The 16,458-nt window shown below is 47.9% G+C and carries 18 protein-coding genes and 1 other annotated feature; all 18 genes read right to left on the bottom strand.

Annotation, left to right across the window (positions count from 1 at the left end):
* Positions 1 to 128: 128 nt before the first annotated feature.
* Entirely contained in the window at positions 129 to 1,421 is a 1,293-nt protein-coding gene (pyrP, locus tag MHB78_RS15400; RefSeq protein ID WP_046130707.1) for a uracil permease PyrP, read from the bottom strand.
* Between the two features lie 190 nt (positions 1,422 to 1,611).
* Complete coding sequence (gene pyrR, locus MHB78_RS15405) at positions 1,612 to 2,160, bottom strand: bifunctional pyr operon transcriptional regulator/uracil phosphoribosyltransferase PyrR (protein WP_046130708.1); 549 nt, start codon at positions 2,158 to 2,160, stop codon at positions 1,612 to 1,614.
* Positions 2,161 to 2,338: 178 nt separating this feature from the next.
* The gene (locus MHB78_RS15410; RefSeq protein WP_046130709.1) at positions 2,339 to 3,253 is read right to left on the bottom strand and encodes an RluA family pseudouridine synthase; all 915 of its coding nucleotides are present in this window, start codon (positions 3,251 to 3,253) and stop codon (positions 2,339 to 2,341) included.
* Between the two features lies 1 nt (position 3,254).
* Positions 3,255 to 3,794, bottom strand: coding sequence for a signal peptidase II (lspA, locus tag MHB78_RS15415; protein WP_236809822.1), 540 nt, complete (start codon positions 3,792 to 3,794; stop codon positions 3,255 to 3,257).
* A 44-nt stretch (positions 3,795 to 3,838) separates the two neighbouring features.
* Positions 3,839 to 4,204, bottom strand: coding sequence for a hypothetical protein (locus tag MHB78_RS15420; RefSeq protein WP_046130772.1), 366 nt, complete (start codon positions 4,202 to 4,204; stop codon positions 3,839 to 3,841).
* Between the two features lie 171 nt (positions 4,205 to 4,375).
* Entirely contained in the window at positions 4,376 to 7,132 is a 2,757-nt protein-coding gene (ileS, locus tag MHB78_RS15425; RefSeq protein WP_046130710.1) for an isoleucine--tRNA ligase, read from the bottom strand.
* A 50-nt stretch (positions 7,133 to 7,182) separates the two neighbouring features.
* Positions 7,183 to 7,415: a binding site (T-box leader), on the bottom strand.
* A 63-nt stretch (positions 7,416 to 7,478) separates the two neighbouring features.
* Positions 7,479 to 7,973 carry a DivIVA domain-containing protein gene (locus tag MHB78_RS15430; protein WP_046130711.1) on the bottom strand — a complete coding sequence of 165 codons (495 nt, stop codon included), beginning with the start codon at positions 7,971 to 7,973 and terminating at the stop codon, positions 7,479 to 7,481.
* Between the two features lie 96 nt (positions 7,974 to 8,069).
* Complete coding sequence (locus tag MHB78_RS15435) at positions 8,070 to 8,846, bottom strand: RNA-binding protein (protein ID WP_046130712.1); 777 nt, start codon at positions 8,844 to 8,846, stop codon at positions 8,070 to 8,072.
* Between the two features lie 126 nt (positions 8,847 to 8,972).
* A complete protein-coding gene (locus tag MHB78_RS15440; RefSeq protein ID WP_046130713.1) occupies positions 8,973 to 9,242 on the bottom strand; it encodes a YggT family protein in 270 nt (89 codons plus the stop codon).
* A 7-nt stretch (positions 9,243 to 9,249) separates the two neighbouring features.
* Positions 9,250 to 9,702, bottom strand: coding sequence for a cell division protein SepF (sepF, locus tag MHB78_RS15445; protein ID WP_046130714.1), 453 nt, complete (start codon positions 9,700 to 9,702; stop codon positions 9,250 to 9,252).
* Positions 9,699 to 10,394: a YggS family pyridoxal phosphate-dependent enzyme gene (locus MHB78_RS15450; protein ID WP_046130715.1), complete on the bottom strand. Its 696-nt coding sequence runs from the start codon at positions 10,392 to 10,394 to the stop codon at positions 9,699 to 9,701. Before MHB78_RS15450 ends, sepF begins: the two co-directional genes overlap by 4 nt.
* Before the next feature lie 7 nt (positions 10,395 to 10,401).
* Positions 10,402 to 11,241, bottom strand: a complete 840-nt coding sequence (pgeF, locus tag MHB78_RS15455) for a peptidoglycan editing factor PgeF (RefSeq protein ID WP_046130716.1) — start codon at positions 11,239 to 11,241, stop codon at positions 10,402 to 10,404.
* Positions 11,242 to 11,364: 123 nt separating this feature from the next.
* Positions 11,365 to 11,598, bottom strand: coding sequence for a YlmC/YmxH family sporulation protein (locus MHB78_RS15460; RefSeq protein ID WP_046130773.1), 234 nt, complete (start codon positions 11,596 to 11,598; stop codon positions 11,365 to 11,367).
* Between the two features lie 120 nt (positions 11,599 to 11,718).
* The gene (locus MHB78_RS15465; RefSeq protein ID WP_241657050.1) at positions 11,719 to 12,567 is read right to left on the bottom strand and encodes a putative RNA methyltransferase; all 849 of its coding nucleotides are present in this window, start codon (positions 12,565 to 12,567) and stop codon (positions 11,719 to 11,721) included.
* A gap of 280 nt (positions 12,568 to 12,847) precedes the next feature.
* Positions 12,848 to 13,645: an ABC transporter ATP-binding protein gene (locus MHB78_RS15470; RefSeq protein ID WP_046130717.1), complete on the bottom strand. Its 798-nt coding sequence runs from the start codon at positions 13,643 to 13,645 to the stop codon at positions 12,848 to 12,850.
* 140 nt (positions 13,646 to 13,785) lie between these two features.
* Positions 13,786 to 14,565 carry an RNA polymerase sporulation sigma factor SigG gene (gene sigG / locus MHB78_RS15475; RefSeq protein WP_046130718.1) on the bottom strand — a complete coding sequence of 260 codons (780 nt, stop codon included), beginning with the start codon at positions 14,563 to 14,565 and terminating at the stop codon, positions 13,786 to 13,788.
* A gap of 139 nt (positions 14,566 to 14,704) precedes the next feature.
* The gene (gene sigE, locus MHB78_RS15480; RefSeq protein ID WP_003181573.1) at positions 14,705 to 15,424 is read right to left on the bottom strand and encodes an RNA polymerase sporulation sigma factor SigE; all 720 of its coding nucleotides are present in this window, start codon (positions 15,422 to 15,424) and stop codon (positions 14,705 to 14,707) included.
* 61 nt (positions 15,425 to 15,485) lie between these two features.
* Complete coding sequence (gene spoIIGA, locus MHB78_RS15485; RefSeq protein ID WP_046130719.1) at positions 15,486 to 16,415, bottom strand: sigma-E processing peptidase SpoIIGA; 930 nt, start codon at positions 16,413 to 16,415, stop codon at positions 15,486 to 15,488.
* Between the last annotated feature and the right edge of the window lie 43 nt (positions 16,416 to 16,458).

A 16,458-nucleotide genomic window follows, 5' to 3' on the forward strand; every position in this document is an offset into this window, starting at 1 on the left:
TTATAAAAAAACCCCAGGCCGTATGGCTTGGGGTATAGTGAATCAGAGAATGCGCTTATGCACTTCCCTTTCAACAACCCTTTCAAGCCTCTCTGGACTTCATTTAAAAGGTCTTCCGTATGCGTTTTTTAAGCTTCTGTCCCACCCTGATCTTCTTTTGATTCCGGCAGAACAAGGTTTAAGATCACGCCGACGATTGCGGCAAGCGCCATGCTGGACAGCTCAAATCCGGAGATTTTGATGAATGCGCCGCCGACCCCGATGACGAGAATGACGGATGAAATGATCAAGTTTCGTTTGTTTTCCAAATCGATTTTATTGTCAATCAGCATGCGGAGCCCGCTTGATGCGATGATGCCGAAGAGCAGGAAGGACACGCCTCCCATGACGGCTGAAGGAACCGAGCTGATCAGCGCGGAAATTTTGCCGACGAAACCGAAGCACAATGCAATGACGGCGGCTCCGCCGATGACGAACACGCTGAAGACCCTCGTGATCGCCAAAACGCCGATGTTTTCTCCATATGTCGTTGTCGGCGGCCCGCCGATGCAAGAAGCGATCATCGTCGCGACGCTGTCTCCTAAGATGGAGCGATGGAGCCCGGGCTTTTTAATGAAATCCCGGCCGACGACTTTGCTTAGAACCATCTGGTGTCCGATATGCTCGGACATGGTTACGAATGCGACGGGCACCATGGCCAGTCCGATGACGGCAGCTGCGGTGGTCGGCGTATAATCAACAAACGGCAGAACGAAATCCGGAACCGCGAACCATTTGGCATCCGCCACCATTTGAAAGTCGACGATTCCTTGCGTGAGGGCGAACAAGTATCCGCAGATGATTCCTATAAGTACCGGTATCAGGCTGAAAAAACCGCGCAGGAAGATTGCGCATACGATCGTCACGGCAAGCGTAAACCCGGCTACGCCGAAGTGTTTTGCGCTGTATACGAGCGTTTCGGCATTCGGATTTTCGTACATCGCCATATTAACCGCCGTGCTCGCCAGTCCGAGCCCGATGACGATGATGACCGGTCCGATGACAATCGGCGGCAGAAGCTTCATCAGCCAGCCCGTGCCGAGCCGCTGAATGAATAAGGCGATCAGCCCGTAGACAATCCCGGCCATAAACGCGCCGATCATGGCTGCTCCAGGGCCGCCGGCAGCTTTAGCCGCAAGGATCGGGGCGATAAACGCGAACGATGATCCTAAGTAAGCGGGAATCTGTCCTTTTGTAATCAACAGGTATGCGAGTGTCCCGAGTCCGCTCGTAATCAGCGCGACACCCGGGCTCAAGCCGACCAGTTTCGGCACGAGGATGGTCGATCCGAACATGGCGAACAAATGCTGAAGACTGAATGAAAGCCAATTCAGCGGTTTTGGCACTTCTCTTACATCTAAGTTAACGTTTTTCTGACTCATAATTTTTCCTCCTGATGATCGACTCATTTTCTATGATGTCTTAAATCCGGTAAAGATAACGACCATTAAAAAAGCCTCTTTGCATATGCGCAAAGAGGCAGACCAAAATTGTCACTGCTATGAAGTGACTGTCCCGTCTAATCCCTCTTTGCAAACTCTCTGGAATGCACTTAAAAAAGGATATAATCATTCATTTTTTATAAATCGCCGCAAGGTCGCGGCCGTCAACTTCTTCGAGCTGAACCATGACCTTTTCGGATTTTGAAGTCGGAATGTTTTTTCCGATGAAGTCAGCCCTGATCGGCAGCTCCCTATGACCTCGGTCAACGAGGACGGCGAGCTGTATTGCAGAAGGCCGTCCGACGTCTACTAGCGCGTCCATCGCCGCTCTGACCGTCCGTCCCGTGTAGAGGACATCATCGACGACGATCACCTTTTGATCGGTAATGTCAACCGGAATATCCGCGCCTTTGACCAGCGGTTCCTCATTGGCCGTTTTTTTGGACAGATCGTCTCTGTACAGCGTAATGTCGAGTTCTCCGACGGTCACTTTGTTTCCTTCAATTTGTTCGATTCGTTCGGCAAGGCGCTTTGCCAAATAAATCCCTCTCGTCTTGATTCCGACGAGGATGCAGTTGTTCATTCCCTTGTTTCGTTCGATCATTTCGTGGGCGATTCTTGTCAGCGCCCTTCTGATCGCCTGTTCGTCAAGTACAACAGCCTTTTCCTGCCCTTCCATGACAGATGCACCTCATCTCTTGTTAAAAGGATAAAACAAAAACCCCTTCTGGCAGGCAGAGAGGGGTCTTTAAAGCGAATATACCCATTCACTTGTCCGATATCCTTCTCAGCCTCTCTGGACTGTGTTAAAGAATCTGTTCTAACTTCGTTTATTATTTCAAAAAAGAAATCGTCTGTCAATGATTATTTCGAAGTTTGTCGAGAAGATTTTTCATATCGTCAGGCAGGGGCGCCTTAAATTCGATATATTCCCCTGTCCGAGGATGATCAAATCCTAAAACACCGGCATGCAGAGCCTGTCCGTTGAAATCGATCGTTTTCTTCGGTCCGTATTTCGGGTCTCCGGCAAGCGGAAAGCCGATGTATTTCATATGCACCCGAATCTGATGGGTTCTTCCAGTCTCCAGCCGGCATTCAACCACGGTAAAATCGTCAAACCGCTCTTTCACTTCGAAATGAGTCACCGCATGCTTTCCGTTTTCCCTTGTGACCGTCATGCTCTGCCGGTCTTTTTTATCTCTTCCGATCGGCGCATCGATCGTTCCGTGGTCATGGGGAATAACGCCATGAACGAGCGCCGTATAGATTCTTGTCACCGTCTTATTGACAAGCTGGGATACGAGGGACTCATGGGCCATATCATTTTTGGCAACCATCAAAAGCCCTGACGTATCTTTATCAATCCGGTGTACGATCCCCGGACGCATGACGCCGTTGATGCCTGACAGATCATCGCAATGCGCCATCAAGCCGTTGACAAGCGTTCCCGTCAGATGGCCGGGAGCCGGATGGACGACCATCCCGCGCGGTTTGTTGACGACAAGGACATCCTGGTCTTCATAATAAATATCTAGATCCATCGGTTCAGCCAAAACGTCGAGCGGTTCAGGGTCAGGGACATCGACTTTCACGACATCGCCCGGCTGAACTTTGTAGTTTGCTTTGACAGCCTTTTCGTTCACATGAACGCGGTCTTCTTTAATCCACTGCTGAACTTGTGTCCGCGACCAGTCCGATTCCATCGCGGTCAAGTATTTATCAATCCGTTCGCCTTTATGGTCGTTTTGAACGGTCATTTCGTATTGCTCCATGTTACAGCTCCTTCTTCTTCTTTCCGTCTAACAGCATTTGCACAAACAAAAGCAGGACGCCGATGCATAAAGACGAATCGGCAACATTAAAAATCGGATAATGATAGTTGACGATCGTTACATGTATAAAATCGACAACCTCTTGTCTGAACACGCGGTCGATAAAATTGCCGATTGCACCGCCGAGCATCAAACCGAGCGAGATGCCGAGCAGTTTTTGCCCTTTTGCATGCTTTTGGATGTAGTAGATGATGCCGATTATCACAACCGTTGTAATGATGTAAAAAAACCACATCTGACCGGCGAGAATTCCCCATGCCGCGCCGGTATTCCGATGTGACGTGATCTGCAGGAAGCTGCCGATGACCGGAATGCTTTCCCCGTATACCATGTTGCTCACGACAAGCCATTTCGTTAATTGATCGATGCCGATAATAAACAATGCAAGTATGTAATAAGGCACAAACCGTTCCTCCAGTTTCTGTTTCTCTTCATTTAAGCATTTTATCAAGAAAAAGAAAAGGAGTAAAGGAATAATCATTGACATCCTTAAAAGAGGGCGGACCGCCTGCCCTCTTTCCAACATTACGAATAAAGCGCCTCATCGTACGTTTCATCTGTTTCAGCCCAAATAGGAAGCGTCTTTTTCTCAAACTGGATATGGTACAAAAAGTCATCCGCCGTCCTTGCCGTCGGCAAAACGGCCATCTTTGAATACGGGATCACCTTTCCTGTTTCTTCGCAAATCCCATACGTTCCGTTTTCTATTTTTGAAAGGGCTAAAAGCACATCCTGGAGTTCTTCTTTCACATGGTATATAAGAGTCGCCTGCTGATAGGACCGGTTTACCTGAGAACCTTGCTGAAAAAATGAATACTCAAACAACCGTGATTCAAGTTCCTGCTTCATTTGAAGAAGTTCGTCTTGTATGTTTGCCAGCTGATTGTTCACTCCTGCATCAACTCCTGCTTTTATCGTTGTGCTTTTAGTGTTACCGACAATGCAGATCTCAAAGCCCATAAGATTTTTCCTGACGTTCAAAACAGTGTCAGGTTTGGGAAAGCGCCGCTGTTTTGCCGGCAAAAAAAAGCGGCCCGGATGTCCGAACCGCTTTGGGTAATGTTAATAATACGTTTTGACGATCTCTGCACAGCGAGGGCAAAGCTCAGGATGATCAGGATCATGGCCGATTTCTTTAGAAACCATGCGGCACCGTTCGCAAGTCTCGCCTTCCGCCTGTTTAACGACGATTTTACCCGTCTCAAACGTTTGCGCATCTTCCGGAGCTTCCGTTTCGGCGATGGTCAATTCGGAAACGATAAAGAGCTGTTTCAAATCTTCCTTGATCGAAGAAAGCAGCGCCCTTGACTGTTCCGTTGGATACAGGATCAGGCTGGCAACGGAAGATTTTCCGATCACCTTTTCGTTCCGCGCTGTTTCAAGCGCCTTTAACACATCGTCGCGAAGGTTCATGAAACGGTCGAATTTTTCTTCCGTCTCTTTCGCATTCGGAATTTCTTTTGTTTCCGGCATATCTGTAAGCTGCACGCTTTTTTCCGTTACAAATGTGAAGTGGCTCCACATTTCTTCTGCCGTATGCGGCAGGATCGGCGTAACGAGCTTAACGAGTGCGACCAATGTTTCGTAGAACACGGTCTGCATTGAGCGGCGGTCTTTTTGATCCGCATGCTGAATATAGACGACATCTTTAGCGAAATCCATATAGAACGAGCTGAGCTCGATCGCGCAGAAGTTGTGGATCGTATGGTAGATCACGGCAAATTCGTATTCTTCGTACGCTTTTTTGACTTTTTCGATGACGTTGTTCAGCTTGATCAGCATATACTGATCCACTTCACGGAGATCCTTTACAGGAACCGCATCTTTTGCCGGATCAAAATCGGCAATGTTCCCGTGAAGGAAGCGGAACGTGTTGCGGATTTTCCGGTACACTTCAGCGACTTGCTTCAAAATCGCGTCAGATACGCGGACGTCTGCTTGATAGTCCACAGATGCCACCCACAGCCTCAAAATATCGGCGCCGAACTGGTTCATGATTTTAGCCGGAACGACGACATTGCCGAGCGACTTGCTCATTTTGCGACCTTCTCCGTCGAGCGCAAATCCGTGAGACAGGACGCCTTTATACGGCGCTTTTCCGGTTACGGCGACCGCTGTTGAAATCGATGAGTTGAACCAGCCGCGGTATTGGTCAGAGCCTTCAAGATATAAGTCGGCAGGCCTTACCAGTTCTTCCCGTTCTACTAACACGGCCTGGTGGGATGAACCGGAATCAAACCAGACATCCATGATATCCTGCTCTTTCGTGAACTTGCCATTCGGGCTTCCAGGGTGTGTAAAGCCTTCAGGAAGCAGCTCATTCGCCTCTTTTTCAAACCAAATGTTTGATCCGTGCCCCCTGAACAATTCAGAAACGTGTTCGATCGTTTCATCGGTAATGATCGGTTCACCGTTTTCGGCGTAGAATACCGGAATCGGCACGCCCCATGCGCGCTGTCTTGAAATACACCAGTCGCCGCGATCGCGAATCATATTGTAAAGGCGCGTTTCGCCCCATTCAGGCATCCATTTTGTTTCCTTAACGGCTTCGAGCAGCTCGTCCCTGAAGTCTTTGATTGACGCAAACCATTGCGCAGTCGCGCGGAAAATCGTCGGTTTTTTCGTTCTCCAGTCGTGCGGATAAGAGTGGGTGATGAAATCAAGCTTCATCAAAGCGCCGTTTTCTTCAAGCTTTTCCGTAATCGCCTTGTTGGCCTGATCGTAAAACAGTCCTTCAAATCCCGGCGCCTCGCTTGTCATGTTTCCTTTCTCATCGACAGGGCACAAAACGTCAAGGCCGTATTTCTGGCCGATGATAAAGTCGTCTTCCCCGTGTCCGGGAGCGGTATGAACGCACCCTGTACCGGCGTCTGTCGTCACGTGCTCGCCGAGCATGACGAGCGAGTCTCTGCCGTATAACGGATGGATGGCTGTGATGTGTTCCAAATCTTTTCCTTTTACCGTCTTGACGACTTCCGGATTTTCAAAGCCGAGCGTTTGTGCCGTGCTGTCGACCAATGCGCTTGCGATGACATAGCGTGAGCCGCCTGAAGCGACGACGCTGTATTCCAAATCAGGATGCACGGCGATTCCAAGGTTTGCCGGGATCGTCCAAGGCGTTGTCGTCCAGATGATGAATTTTTCGCCGTTTGTCAAAACGCCTTTTCCGTCCTTTACGTCAAACGCAACATAGATCGACGGTGAGCGTTTGTCGTAATATTCGATTTCCGCTTCAGCCAAAGCGGATTCGCTTGAAGGGGACCAGTAAACAGGCTTTAAGCCTTTGTAAATATAGCCTTTTTTCGCCATTTCGCCGAACACTTTAATTTGCTGCGCTTCAAACTCAGGTTTTAGCGTCACATACGGATTTTTCCAATCCCCTCTGACGCCGAGGCGCTTAAATTGCGCTTTTTGGCCTTCGATCTGCTGCCACGCATACTCTTCGCAAAGCTTGCGGAATTCGGCTACAGACATTTCTTTGCGCTTTACTTTTTTGTTTTTCGTAAGGGCTGTTTCAATCGGCAGCCCGTGAGTGTCCCAGCCGGGCACATATGGCGCATGATAGCCGTTCATCGATTTGGAACGGACGATGATATCCTTCATGATTTTATTGAGGGCATGCCCCATATGGATGTCGCCGTTCGCATACGGAGGTCCGTCATGCAGGACAAACAGCGGTCTTCCTTCCGTCCGTTGCTGAACGAGGCGGTAGATGTCCATGTCCTCCCATTTTTCCTGAATCTCAGGCTCCCGCTTCGGCAGGTTTCCCCTCATTGGAAAATCCGTCTTCGGCATCAAGAGCGTATCTTTGTAATCCATTCCCATTCCTCCAAACCATTTTTCTAAAACAAAAAAAGCCTTTTCATCCCATAAGGGACGAGAAGGCTTTGATCTCGCGGTACCACCCTTTTAGATAAGCCTGATTTCGGCTTATCCGCTCAAACATCGTAACGTGACGGGACGTCCTTTCCTACTGCAAGGTTCAGAAAGGAAACTTGAGGGCTGATTCGCAAAAATTCCGGCAATCCCGGGCTCACACCGCCCCCGGGTCGCTTCGATTGCTTTATTGGAATTGATGCCGGTCCCTCTCAAACGTTTTTCATCTCGATTTTATGAACGTATTATATGCGAATTGGCACAAACATGTCAAGATTGAACGGAAAATCTATTCCCTTTCATCCATGACAGCGTCCACTTCGTATTCGAGCAAATGATCCCAATCATCGTTTTTCAGAAGGTCAAGCTGTGCTTCGATCAGCATTTGGAAGCGGGTTCTGAATACTTTTGACTGTTTTTTCAGCTCTTCGATTTCCATGGCGATCTTTCTCGATTTGGACAATGCTTCATTGATGATCCGGTCTGCGTTCTTCTCAGCTTCGCGGACGATGAGCTTCGCTTCTTTTTCAGAGCTGCGCTTTACGTCCTCTGCTGCTTCCTGTGCGACAAGAATCGATTTATTCAACGTCTCTTCAATCGTTGAAAAGTGTCCGAGACGCTCATCAAGCTCATTTACCTTTGCTTCAAGCTCCGTTTTTTTGCGGAGAACGATTTCGTAGTCTTTTCTCACCTGGTTCAGAAATTCGTTCACTTCGTCTTCATCATAGCCGCGGAACGCTTTGGTAAATGTCTTATTATGAATATCATTTGGCGTCAAAGGCATTCTGCCCACCTCCATTATTTTTCTGTATGTACAAACGTCCTATTCAACATTATAAAGCAAAATTCGACCGGACGGAGAAAAAAACTGTAAAACGGCTTATTTTTGTTTTGCAAACGTTACTCTCCACTTGCCCTTTTTCGTTTTCCCGTCAATGCTTTTCAGCGTGAAACGGCCGAATCCGCGGACAGACAGCATGTCCCCTTCCGCGAGCGAATAAGAAGGATCATCGACCACCTTCCAGTTCACTTTCACAAGACCGTTTTTGACAAGCGTCTGCGCTTTTTGCCGGGATTGTCTGCTCACCGACGAGCAAAGTGCATCAAGCCTCAAGGATGAAACTGTGTCATCTCTTATTTCGACATCTTGTTCAGGGACTTTAAGCTTTGAAAGCGGAATTTTTTCAAGAGACACCTTCACCCTCCCGACATGAGTCAGCTGGGAAAAAACGAAATCGGCAACTTCCTCTGAACAAATAAACTGCCGCGTTTCTCCCGAAAAGATGAGGTCGCCGAATTTTTGCCTTTTCAGCCCGATCCCCATCAGCGACCCGAGAAGCTCGCGATGCTCAATCGAAGCAAACTTCTCCGGATACGCCACTTCCCAGGCCTGAAGCTGAAAGTCTTCCGCATCAGGCTCTATATATTCCGGATAAAGCACGGCCCGTTTCCGCTCTGCTTCGGGATAGCCGCCGCAAAAAGCCAGCTTGACTTCGTCCGACCGGCCGATGACGGATGTTACGATGACCTGTTCCCGAGGATCGAGAAAATCGGTCAGCTTCATCCGGTATTGTTCTGTCACGATTCTTTTCCATTCGAGCACCTGGTCGATGAATGGCTCTTCGTCTTTTCTGAAATGCTGGTAAATATCGCTCATCGTCTTCCCTTTCTATGTAAAGAGGCCCGGCTTTTAAAGGCCAAGCCCAAAGCTTGCCCGCTCATCCCGATGGCGGCGCTCAAGATGCTGCAAGTCTTGATTCCGCAGTCCTTACTGGACAAGCGCTTAAATCGAAGAAAGCATCCTGAAAACCGCAGCAAGCCCAGTTTTTGCAAAATTCAGGACGAAAATCGCCACGATCGGAGAAATGTCAATCATGCCGATCGGCGGAATGATTTTTCTGAACGGCTCAAGATACGGTTCGCATAAAGATGCCAGCACCCTGCCGATCGATGTTTCCCGGGCGTTCGGCACCCAGGACATAAAGATGTAAATGATCAGCGCAAAGGAATAAACGGTCAAAAGCGAGCTTAAAATGTTATAAAGTAGGATCATCTGCGATTTACCACCTCTGATGTTCTTCTTCTATGAGCTCGGAAATCGTGCCGGATACATCGACGTTTTCAGGCGTGCATAAAAAGATGTCAGATCCGATCCGCTGAATATCGCCGCCGAGGGCGTAGACCGTTCCGCTTAAGAAATCGACGATTCTTTTGGCCTGGTCGTGCTGAATGCGCTGCAGGTTGACGACGACGGAGCGGCGGTTTTTCACGTGGTCTGCTATTTCCTGGGCTTCCGCGTACACCCGAGGCTCACTTAACACTACTTTAGAAGATTTTTGCACGCTTTGCAAACTTACGACATTCTGCTTCCCAGCCGCTTTTGACTGGTAGGCGGTTCTGTCTTTTGATTCCTCTTCTTCAGGGATTTCCTCCCTGTCTGTTTCAATATATTCGTATTCATATTCCTCATCATCCAAGGAAAAAAAGTTTTTGAACTTGTTTTTAAGACTCATGATTGTCCACCTCCAGTTTCATTTCCGACTAAGGAAGATCCGATTCTGACGAATGTCGCGCCTTCCTCGACAGCGATTGTAAAATCATTCGACATTCCCATCGACAGCTCGCTGCAAGGCGCGTTCCATTGATCCAGCTTCCGAACCTCGTCTCGCAGCTCTCTCAGCTGGCGAAAACAGTTTCTGATTTCCGCCTCGTCGTCCGTATACGGCGCCATCGTCATCAGCCCGACGATTCTGATGTTTTCATACGCGGACAGTTTTTTCACAAAAGGAAGAACCTCTCCTTTCGCCATGCCGTGTTTTGAAGGCTCAAGGGACGTATTGACCTGCACGAAACAGTCAACCGGTTTTCCCGCCCTTTTTTGGATTTCATCCGCAAGCGAAAGCCTGTCCAAAGAATGAATATATGAAACGTGATCGATAACCGCTTTTACTTTTCTCGTTTGCAGCGTTCCGATAAAATGCCATACCGGACCGTCGTCCTTCAGCATCTCATGCTTATGAAGCAGCCCGGAATCCCGGTTTTCACCCAAATGCTTGATCCCTGCATCAAGCGCCTCCCGCGCTCTCTCGGGCGAGACGTATTTGGTAACAGCGATGATGGATACCTCGCCGGGCGATCTTCCCGCCCTTTTACACGCTTCGTCTATTCTATCCTGTATATGTCGTAGATTGCTTTTTACATCCACCTGTTAGCTATACCTCCTTTAACCCGATGAAGGACATCATCCGTCCCGTCTTTCCCCGGTCTCTGCGGTGGGAGAAAAACAGGGAACGCTCGCAGCTTGTGCACAGCGAACTGACTTTAATTTGCGCGTCGGGAATTCCCGCATGTATAAGAAGCTGCCTGTTCACTTCTTTCAGTTCCAGGCTGTACTCCCCTTCTTCAGCCGGCAAAAAAGCTTTGTCTACCTCTTGAAGCGGAAGCTGTTTCACTTTGTTGATGACACGGTCGTCCACCGTGTAACAGCAAGCGCCGATCGAAGGGCCGATCACGGCTTGGATATCCCCTGGATTAGACCCTTCACAGGTGACCCAGGTTTCAACCATTTTCCCGGCAATTCCCTTGACGGTTCCTTTCCATCCCGCGTGGGCGACACCGGCAAGCGAGCGCACAGGGTCGTAAAAATAAACAGGAACGCAATCGGCAAAACAGAGCGCTAAAAATAGATTTTTCTCATTTGTATAAAGCCCGTCTGTTGCCTCTAAAGCCGTGTCATATTGGAAAGCGCCTCTGCCTTCATGTTCGCGCGTCACTTTTTGAATGCGGTCTTCGTGCGTCTGGTCCGCAAACACCCAGTTACGCAGATCTGTTTGCAGAAAGCCGGCAATCTTTTTTCGGTTCTTTTCGACATGCCGTTCATCATCCTGAACGTGCAGCCCTGTATTTAATGATTGAAAAGGCGGCTTACTTTCCCCGCCGTTTTTTGTCGTAAATCCCGCTGTAATCGCTCCGCCGGCTTCCGCCGGCTGATCCCAATCCTCGATCAAAAGCAATGACGGAGCATCAAGACGAAAGGGTTTATATGTACTCATGCTGATCAGCCTTTCGACAAACGTCTTATTCTTACATCATATCGCTCCTATTTTAACACAACTTTCCGCTTTCGTTTAGTTTCGTTTCAAAAAACTAAACGAAATGTATTTTTTGAAATATGATTAGCTTAAACGAACTAAAATGACGTCTTCCCCAATTTTAACTATATTTCGCCACGGAATGACAATCTCCTCTTCTTTTCCGAAAAATCCGAATACTTTCCCCGTTCCCCCGATCACGATCGCCTGGATTTTCCCGGTTGTAACATTGATGTCAATGTCGCCGATGCTGCCGAGCTTTTTTCCGTTTGACACATTGACAACATCCTTCACCTGGAATTCGGAAATGTTCATCATCTTTTTTAAGCGCGCCTCCCTTATCATCAGCTGTCCTTTTCTATTTATATGAAAGGCAGTCTCTTATTTAGACTGCCTTTTCGGTTACTTTATTCAGCTTTTTTTCCGCCGATTAAAATATCAAGGTGAACGGTAATGGAAGCCGATTCTTTTTTTGCAAAGGATGCGATTCGTTCCTTCTCTGCGTTCCAGGATAAAGGCGTCATTTTGATGAGCGGCAGGAGCTGCTGCCGGTCTAAAACAGTGCGGTAAATAGTCCGTCCTGTCTTTCAGGTCAAAGTGCGCGCGGAATCGGTCTGCCGGGTCGGACCGGGACGGCTTTTCCGGGGCATCGTAGAAGGCTTCCCTTAATTCCTTCAGATGGCCGCCCTTTGGAATCGCTTTGATGACGATGCCGTCGTCTGATAACAGCCGCTTAAATTCCGCATAATTGGAAGGCGACAAAATATTGAGGATCACATCGATTGAACGGTTCCGAAACGGGGCGTTTGCCAGATCGGCGACACACCAAATCGCCTCTCTTTCATGCTTGGCCGCCGCCAAAATCCCCGTTTTCGACAAATCCATTCCGACGCCAAGAAGGGACAGCCCTGAGCGCGATTGAAGTTTTTCGGTAATTCTCGCCAAATGAGAGCCTTCTCCGCAGCCTGCATCAAGGATTGTAACGGTTTTGCCGGACGGCAGGCGTGCTTGTTTCATCCGGTCTGTGACCATTCTTTCGAGCGGTTCAAAAAAGCCGCCGGCGGCTATTGCTCTCCTTGCTTCAAACAAATCTTTGTCATATTTGACAGCGGAAGAATGCTGCACGACATTCAAATACCCCGCTTTTGCAATGTCAAATGTATGCCTGTTTCTGCAAATTAAACTTTTTAAATCGATAACGGTCATATCTGCGGCGCAAAGCGGGCATTGAAACATCATCTCATGCCTCTTCATAAGCGCTGCGCTTTTTAACTTCTTATTCATCATGCTGCACCTCATTCATTCGTTTGTTAGATAAATGAAAAAGGCATAGACAAATAAACCCGCTCCATCGGATTGTTAAAAAACCGACAGTGTGGGTGCCGTTCGCTTGTCTATACCTTTCATTATCTGTAACGAATGAATTGGATGATCATGATGATGAACTCCTTTATTAATGACGTTCTTCTATATCTTAACAGGTCATTGCCGATCTGGAAAGCGGCATTTGTTTGATACAGACTCAGAGAAGGCGGCTTCCGCTTTCATCAGCCGCCGTTCCTTGAATCTATCCGTTCACATTGGCGGGCTTTTTCTTTGATAAATACGGCCTGCCATCCGTCCAGACGGCTTTTACAGGCGTTTCAAAGAAGGCTGATAAAACATCGTCACACATCATTTCTCCCGTTTTCCCTTTAGCAAATACTTCCCCTTTTTTTAGCAGCAGCGTTTTGCCGAAAACCGGAAGAATTTCTTCGGCGTGGTGAGTGACATACAGCATCGATGGCGCGCCTTCTTTTTTCGCTATGCTTTCGATCGTTTCCAGCACCTGTTCCCTTGCGATGAAATCAAGGCCTGTGACAGGCTCATCAAGAATCAGGAGCTCGGGGTCGGCCATTAGCGCCCGTGAGATCAGCACTTTTTGCTTTTCTCCCTGTGACAGCGTTTCATACCTTCTGTCCGCATAATCGATCGACCCGAATTCTTCCAAAAAGGAAATGGCTTTTTCCCTGATGTCCTGTGTCGGTGTTTGGTACAGTCCGATCGAAGCAAATGCGCCGCTGAGGACGATTTCAAAGGCTGAGTCCTCAGGGTAGAGCTTTTGCTGCAATGCGGCTGAGACAAGCCCGATCTTGCGGCGGAGCTTTTCGCCGAGCTCCGATTTGCCGAACTCATGCCCGAGTACGTTCACCCTCCCTGTTGTAGGAAAATAGTATGCGCACAGCATATTGAGCAAAGCCGTTTTGCCGGCGCCGTTTAAACCGTACAGCGCCCAGTGCTCTCCACCCTTTACGGTCCAGTCCACCCCCTTTAGTATCCATTTTCCGTTTCGCTTTAATGACGCTTGTTCAAGCTCTAAAACCATGGTTATACCCCTCTCTCTCTATTTATGTAAATATTCTGATAAATGAAAATATAATTCTTTTATTATAGCTTATAAAGACGGCAATGTGAATGATCATTTTCCTCTTGTGAACGTGTAAAAGCCGCAGGCTGTCTGCGGCTTTAATGGATATTCTTATTCATTTGTTTAATTGCTGCTTTTTCGAGCCGTGATACCTGGGCCTGGGAAATTCCGATCTCCTCGGCGACTTCCATTTGCGTCTTCCCTTGAAAGAAGCGCTTTCTGAGGATCATTTTTTCGCGCTCATTGAGCCGTCTCATGCCCTCTTTTAAAGCAAGCTCTTCAATCCATTGCGAATCTTTGTTCCGCTCATCGCTGATTTGATCCATTACATAGATCGGATCTCCTCCGTCATTATAGATCGGCTCAAACAGCGATACGGGATCCTGGATGGCATCAAGGGCAAAGACGATTTCTTCGTGAGGGACTTCCAGTACTTTGGCGATTTCTTCGGCTGTCGGCTCCCTGCTTGTCTCACTGATGAGACGCTCCCTGACCTGAAGCGCTTTGTACGCGATATCCCTGAGTGACCGCGATACGCGGATCGGATTGTTGTCGCGCAAATATCTGCGGATTTCTCCAATGATCATCGGTACAGCGTATGTTGAAAACTTAACATTGTGGCTCAGATCAAAATTATCAATTGATTTCATTAGTCCGATACAGCCGACTTGAAATAAGTCATCAACATATTCTCCTCTGTTGTTAAACCTTTGAATGACGCTTAAGACAAGGCGCAAATTGCCGTTAACAAGCTTTTCTCTTGCTGAGCGGTCTCCTTCTTCCTGCATTTGCTTGAATAACTTTCTCATCTCTTCATTCTTGAGCACGGGCAGTTTTGATGTATCAACCCCGCAGATTTCAACTTTATTTCTCGACACTTTTTTCCCTCCCTACAGGAGCTGCTGTACAAAGTTCAGTATCTCCTCGGGTGGGAAAAATATGCATCGCGAATTCCCAAAAATAAGCAGGCGATCAGACAAACCCTTTGCTGCCAATGCTTCACTTTTTTATAAAAAATTACACCATTTTGTTAAATTCTTTCCTCAATCTTTTGATGATCCTTTTTTCAAGCCGGGAAATATACGATTGCGAAATACCGAGCATATCCGCCACATCTTTTTGCGTTTTTTCTTCTCCTCCGACAAGGCCAAATCGCAGCTCCATGATTTGCTTTTCCCTGTCGTTCAGCTGCTCGAGCGCTTTTTTCAGCAGCTTTTTGTCGACGTTTGCTTCGATATCTTTGGTGATGATGTCGTTTTCCGTGCCGAGTACATCCGAAAGCAAAAGTTCGTTTCCGTCCCAGTCGATGTTCAGCGGTTCATCAAATGATACTTCCGAACGGATTTTATTGTTCCGCCGCAAGTACATTAATATTTCGTTTTCTATGCACCTTGAAGCATATGTAGCCAGCTTGATTTTCTTCTCGGGGTTAAACGTGTTCACCGCCTTGATGAGGCCGATCGTGCCGATCGAAATTAAATCCTCGATGTTGATGCCCGTATTTTCAAATTTTCTGGCGATATATACGACAAGCCGTAAATTGCGTTCGATCAAAATTGCCCGCGCCGCCTGATCGCCGTCAGGCAGCTTATGGAGAAGCACCTGTTCCTCGTCTTTCGATAATGGAGGCGGCAGTGCTTCGCTTCCTCCGATATAGTATATTTCATCGCTTTTTAAACCGAGCTTCATTAAAAGTTTATACCATAAATAGGTCAGTCTTAATTTTAGTTTTTTCATTTTCCTCCCCCTTCTAAATAAGCGTCCCCGGGAGTATGATAGTGTAACGGGGCCCGAGGTTTTACGAAACGCGTTTGACAGGATGGCCGGACATCATTTTCGGGTGGACGATCGCATCGAATTCATCGTCGGCCGAAAGCGGCGACGTATTGATGCCGATCAGGCATTTGGGCGCTTCAAGAACCTCCTTTTTCGTATAAATGAGCACATGATCCGGCTTTACACACAGCAAAAACTGATGCTGATGGCCGACGCCTCTGTATGGGATCAAGCGGATTCGGCCGAAGTGCGGAAACCGGTCATCGAGCAGGCCGACGGCGTCAAGCGGGCTGTTTTCCAAGATGACCGTGCTTGCTTCTTCGCCAAGCATGCTTTTCAGCTTTCCGATATTGACAATCATGACAGGCGTTTTTGTAATCGGGTCGTAGAGCTGGTTGCCGGAATCGATCAGTCCATGAAAATGAAGCGTATGCCCCTCGACATCCACCTCCAGCAAAACGCGTTCTTCGTATTGGATCTTTTTCGCCTCCACGTCCTCAAAACGCTTTTTGGAAAACAGCCAGACAGCCGGAAATCCCGCAGCAACAAACAGCCAGCTGACAGGGTCGCCAAATCCGGACCAATTGGTCATAAAGACGCCGTTTTCCAAGATCGAGTCCGTCTCCATCAAAGAATGAACTCCGATGATTCCCCCTCCCATTAAAAAAGTGACAAAATAAAAAGAAAACAAATGCTGCAAAAAAAAGCGAAACCGTTTAAACCCGAAAGTCGAAAGAACGATTACGATGGAAAAAGACAGCTTGCCGGCCGGATGGAGGACATACGGCGAAAAAGGAGTAAACATGAACAGAACGATGCTTGACGCGATAAGCGCTCCTAAGATCAGCCTCCGCTTTTTAACCCTCCGCTTCAGCATAAATGCGGTCAACAGTAAAAGCAGCAAGTCAAAACAAAAATTCAACAGCCAAATCGCATCCAAATAAACTTCCACATCCGTCCCCTTTCGGTTCGTATTCTCTTTCCTGCATAGTTGT

The organism is Bacillus sp. FSL K6-0138, from assembly GCF_037982765.1.
Classification (GTDB): Bacteria; Bacillota; Bacilli; order Bacillales; family Bacillaceae; genus Bacillus; species Bacillus glycinifermentans.

Coding starts and splice junctions, on each gene's coding strand:
- pyrP (WP_046130707.1), bottom strand. CDS start 1,421: ATGAGTCAGAAAAACGTTAACTTAGATGTAAGAGAAGTGCCAAAACCG.
- pyrR (WP_046130708.1), bottom strand. CDS start 2,160: ATGGAAGGGCAGGAAAAGGCTGTTGTACTTGACGAACAGGCGATCAGA.
- MHB78_RS15410 (WP_046130709.1), bottom strand. CDS start 3,253: ATGGAGCAATACGAAATGACCGTTCAAAACGACCATAAAGGCGAACGG.
- lspA (WP_236809822.1), bottom strand. CDS start 3,794: ATGATTATTCCTTTACTCCTTTTCTTTTTCTTGATAAAATGCTTAAAT.
- ileS (WP_046130710.1), bottom strand. CDS start 7,132: ATGGATTACAAAGATACGCTCTTGATGCCGAAGACGGATTTTCCAATG.
- MHB78_RS15430 (WP_046130711.1), bottom strand. CDS start 7,973: ATGCCTTTGACGCCAAATGATATTCATAATAAGACATTTACCAAAGCG.
- MHB78_RS15435 (WP_046130712.1), bottom strand. CDS start 8,846: ATGAGCGATATTTACCAGCATTTCAGAAAAGACGAAGAGCCATTCATC.
- MHB78_RS15440 (WP_046130713.1), bottom strand. CDS start 9,242: ATGATCCTACTTTATAACATTTTAAGCTCGCTTTTGACCGTTTATTCC.
- sepF (WP_046130714.1), bottom strand. CDS start 9,702: ATGAGTCTTAAAAACAAGTTCAAAAACTTTTTTTCCTTGGATGATGAG.
- pgeF (WP_046130716.1), bottom strand. CDS start 11,241: ATGAGTACATATAAACCCTTTCGTCTTGATGCTCCGTCATTGCTTTTG.
- MHB78_RS15460 (WP_046130773.1), bottom strand. CDS start 11,598: ATGATGAACATTTCCGAATTCCAGGTGAAGGATGTTGTCAATGTGTCA.
- MHB78_RS15465 (WP_241657050.1), bottom strand. CDS start 12,567: ATGATGAATAAGAAGTTAAAAAGCGCAGCGCTTATGAAGAGGCATGAG.
- MHB78_RS15470 (WP_046130717.1), bottom strand. CDS start 13,645: ATGGTTTTAGAGCTTGAACAAGCGTCATTAAAGCGAAACGGAAAATGG.
- sigE (WP_003181573.1), bottom strand. CDS start 15,424: ATGAAAAAACTAAAATTAAGACTGACCTATTTATGGTATAAACTTTTA.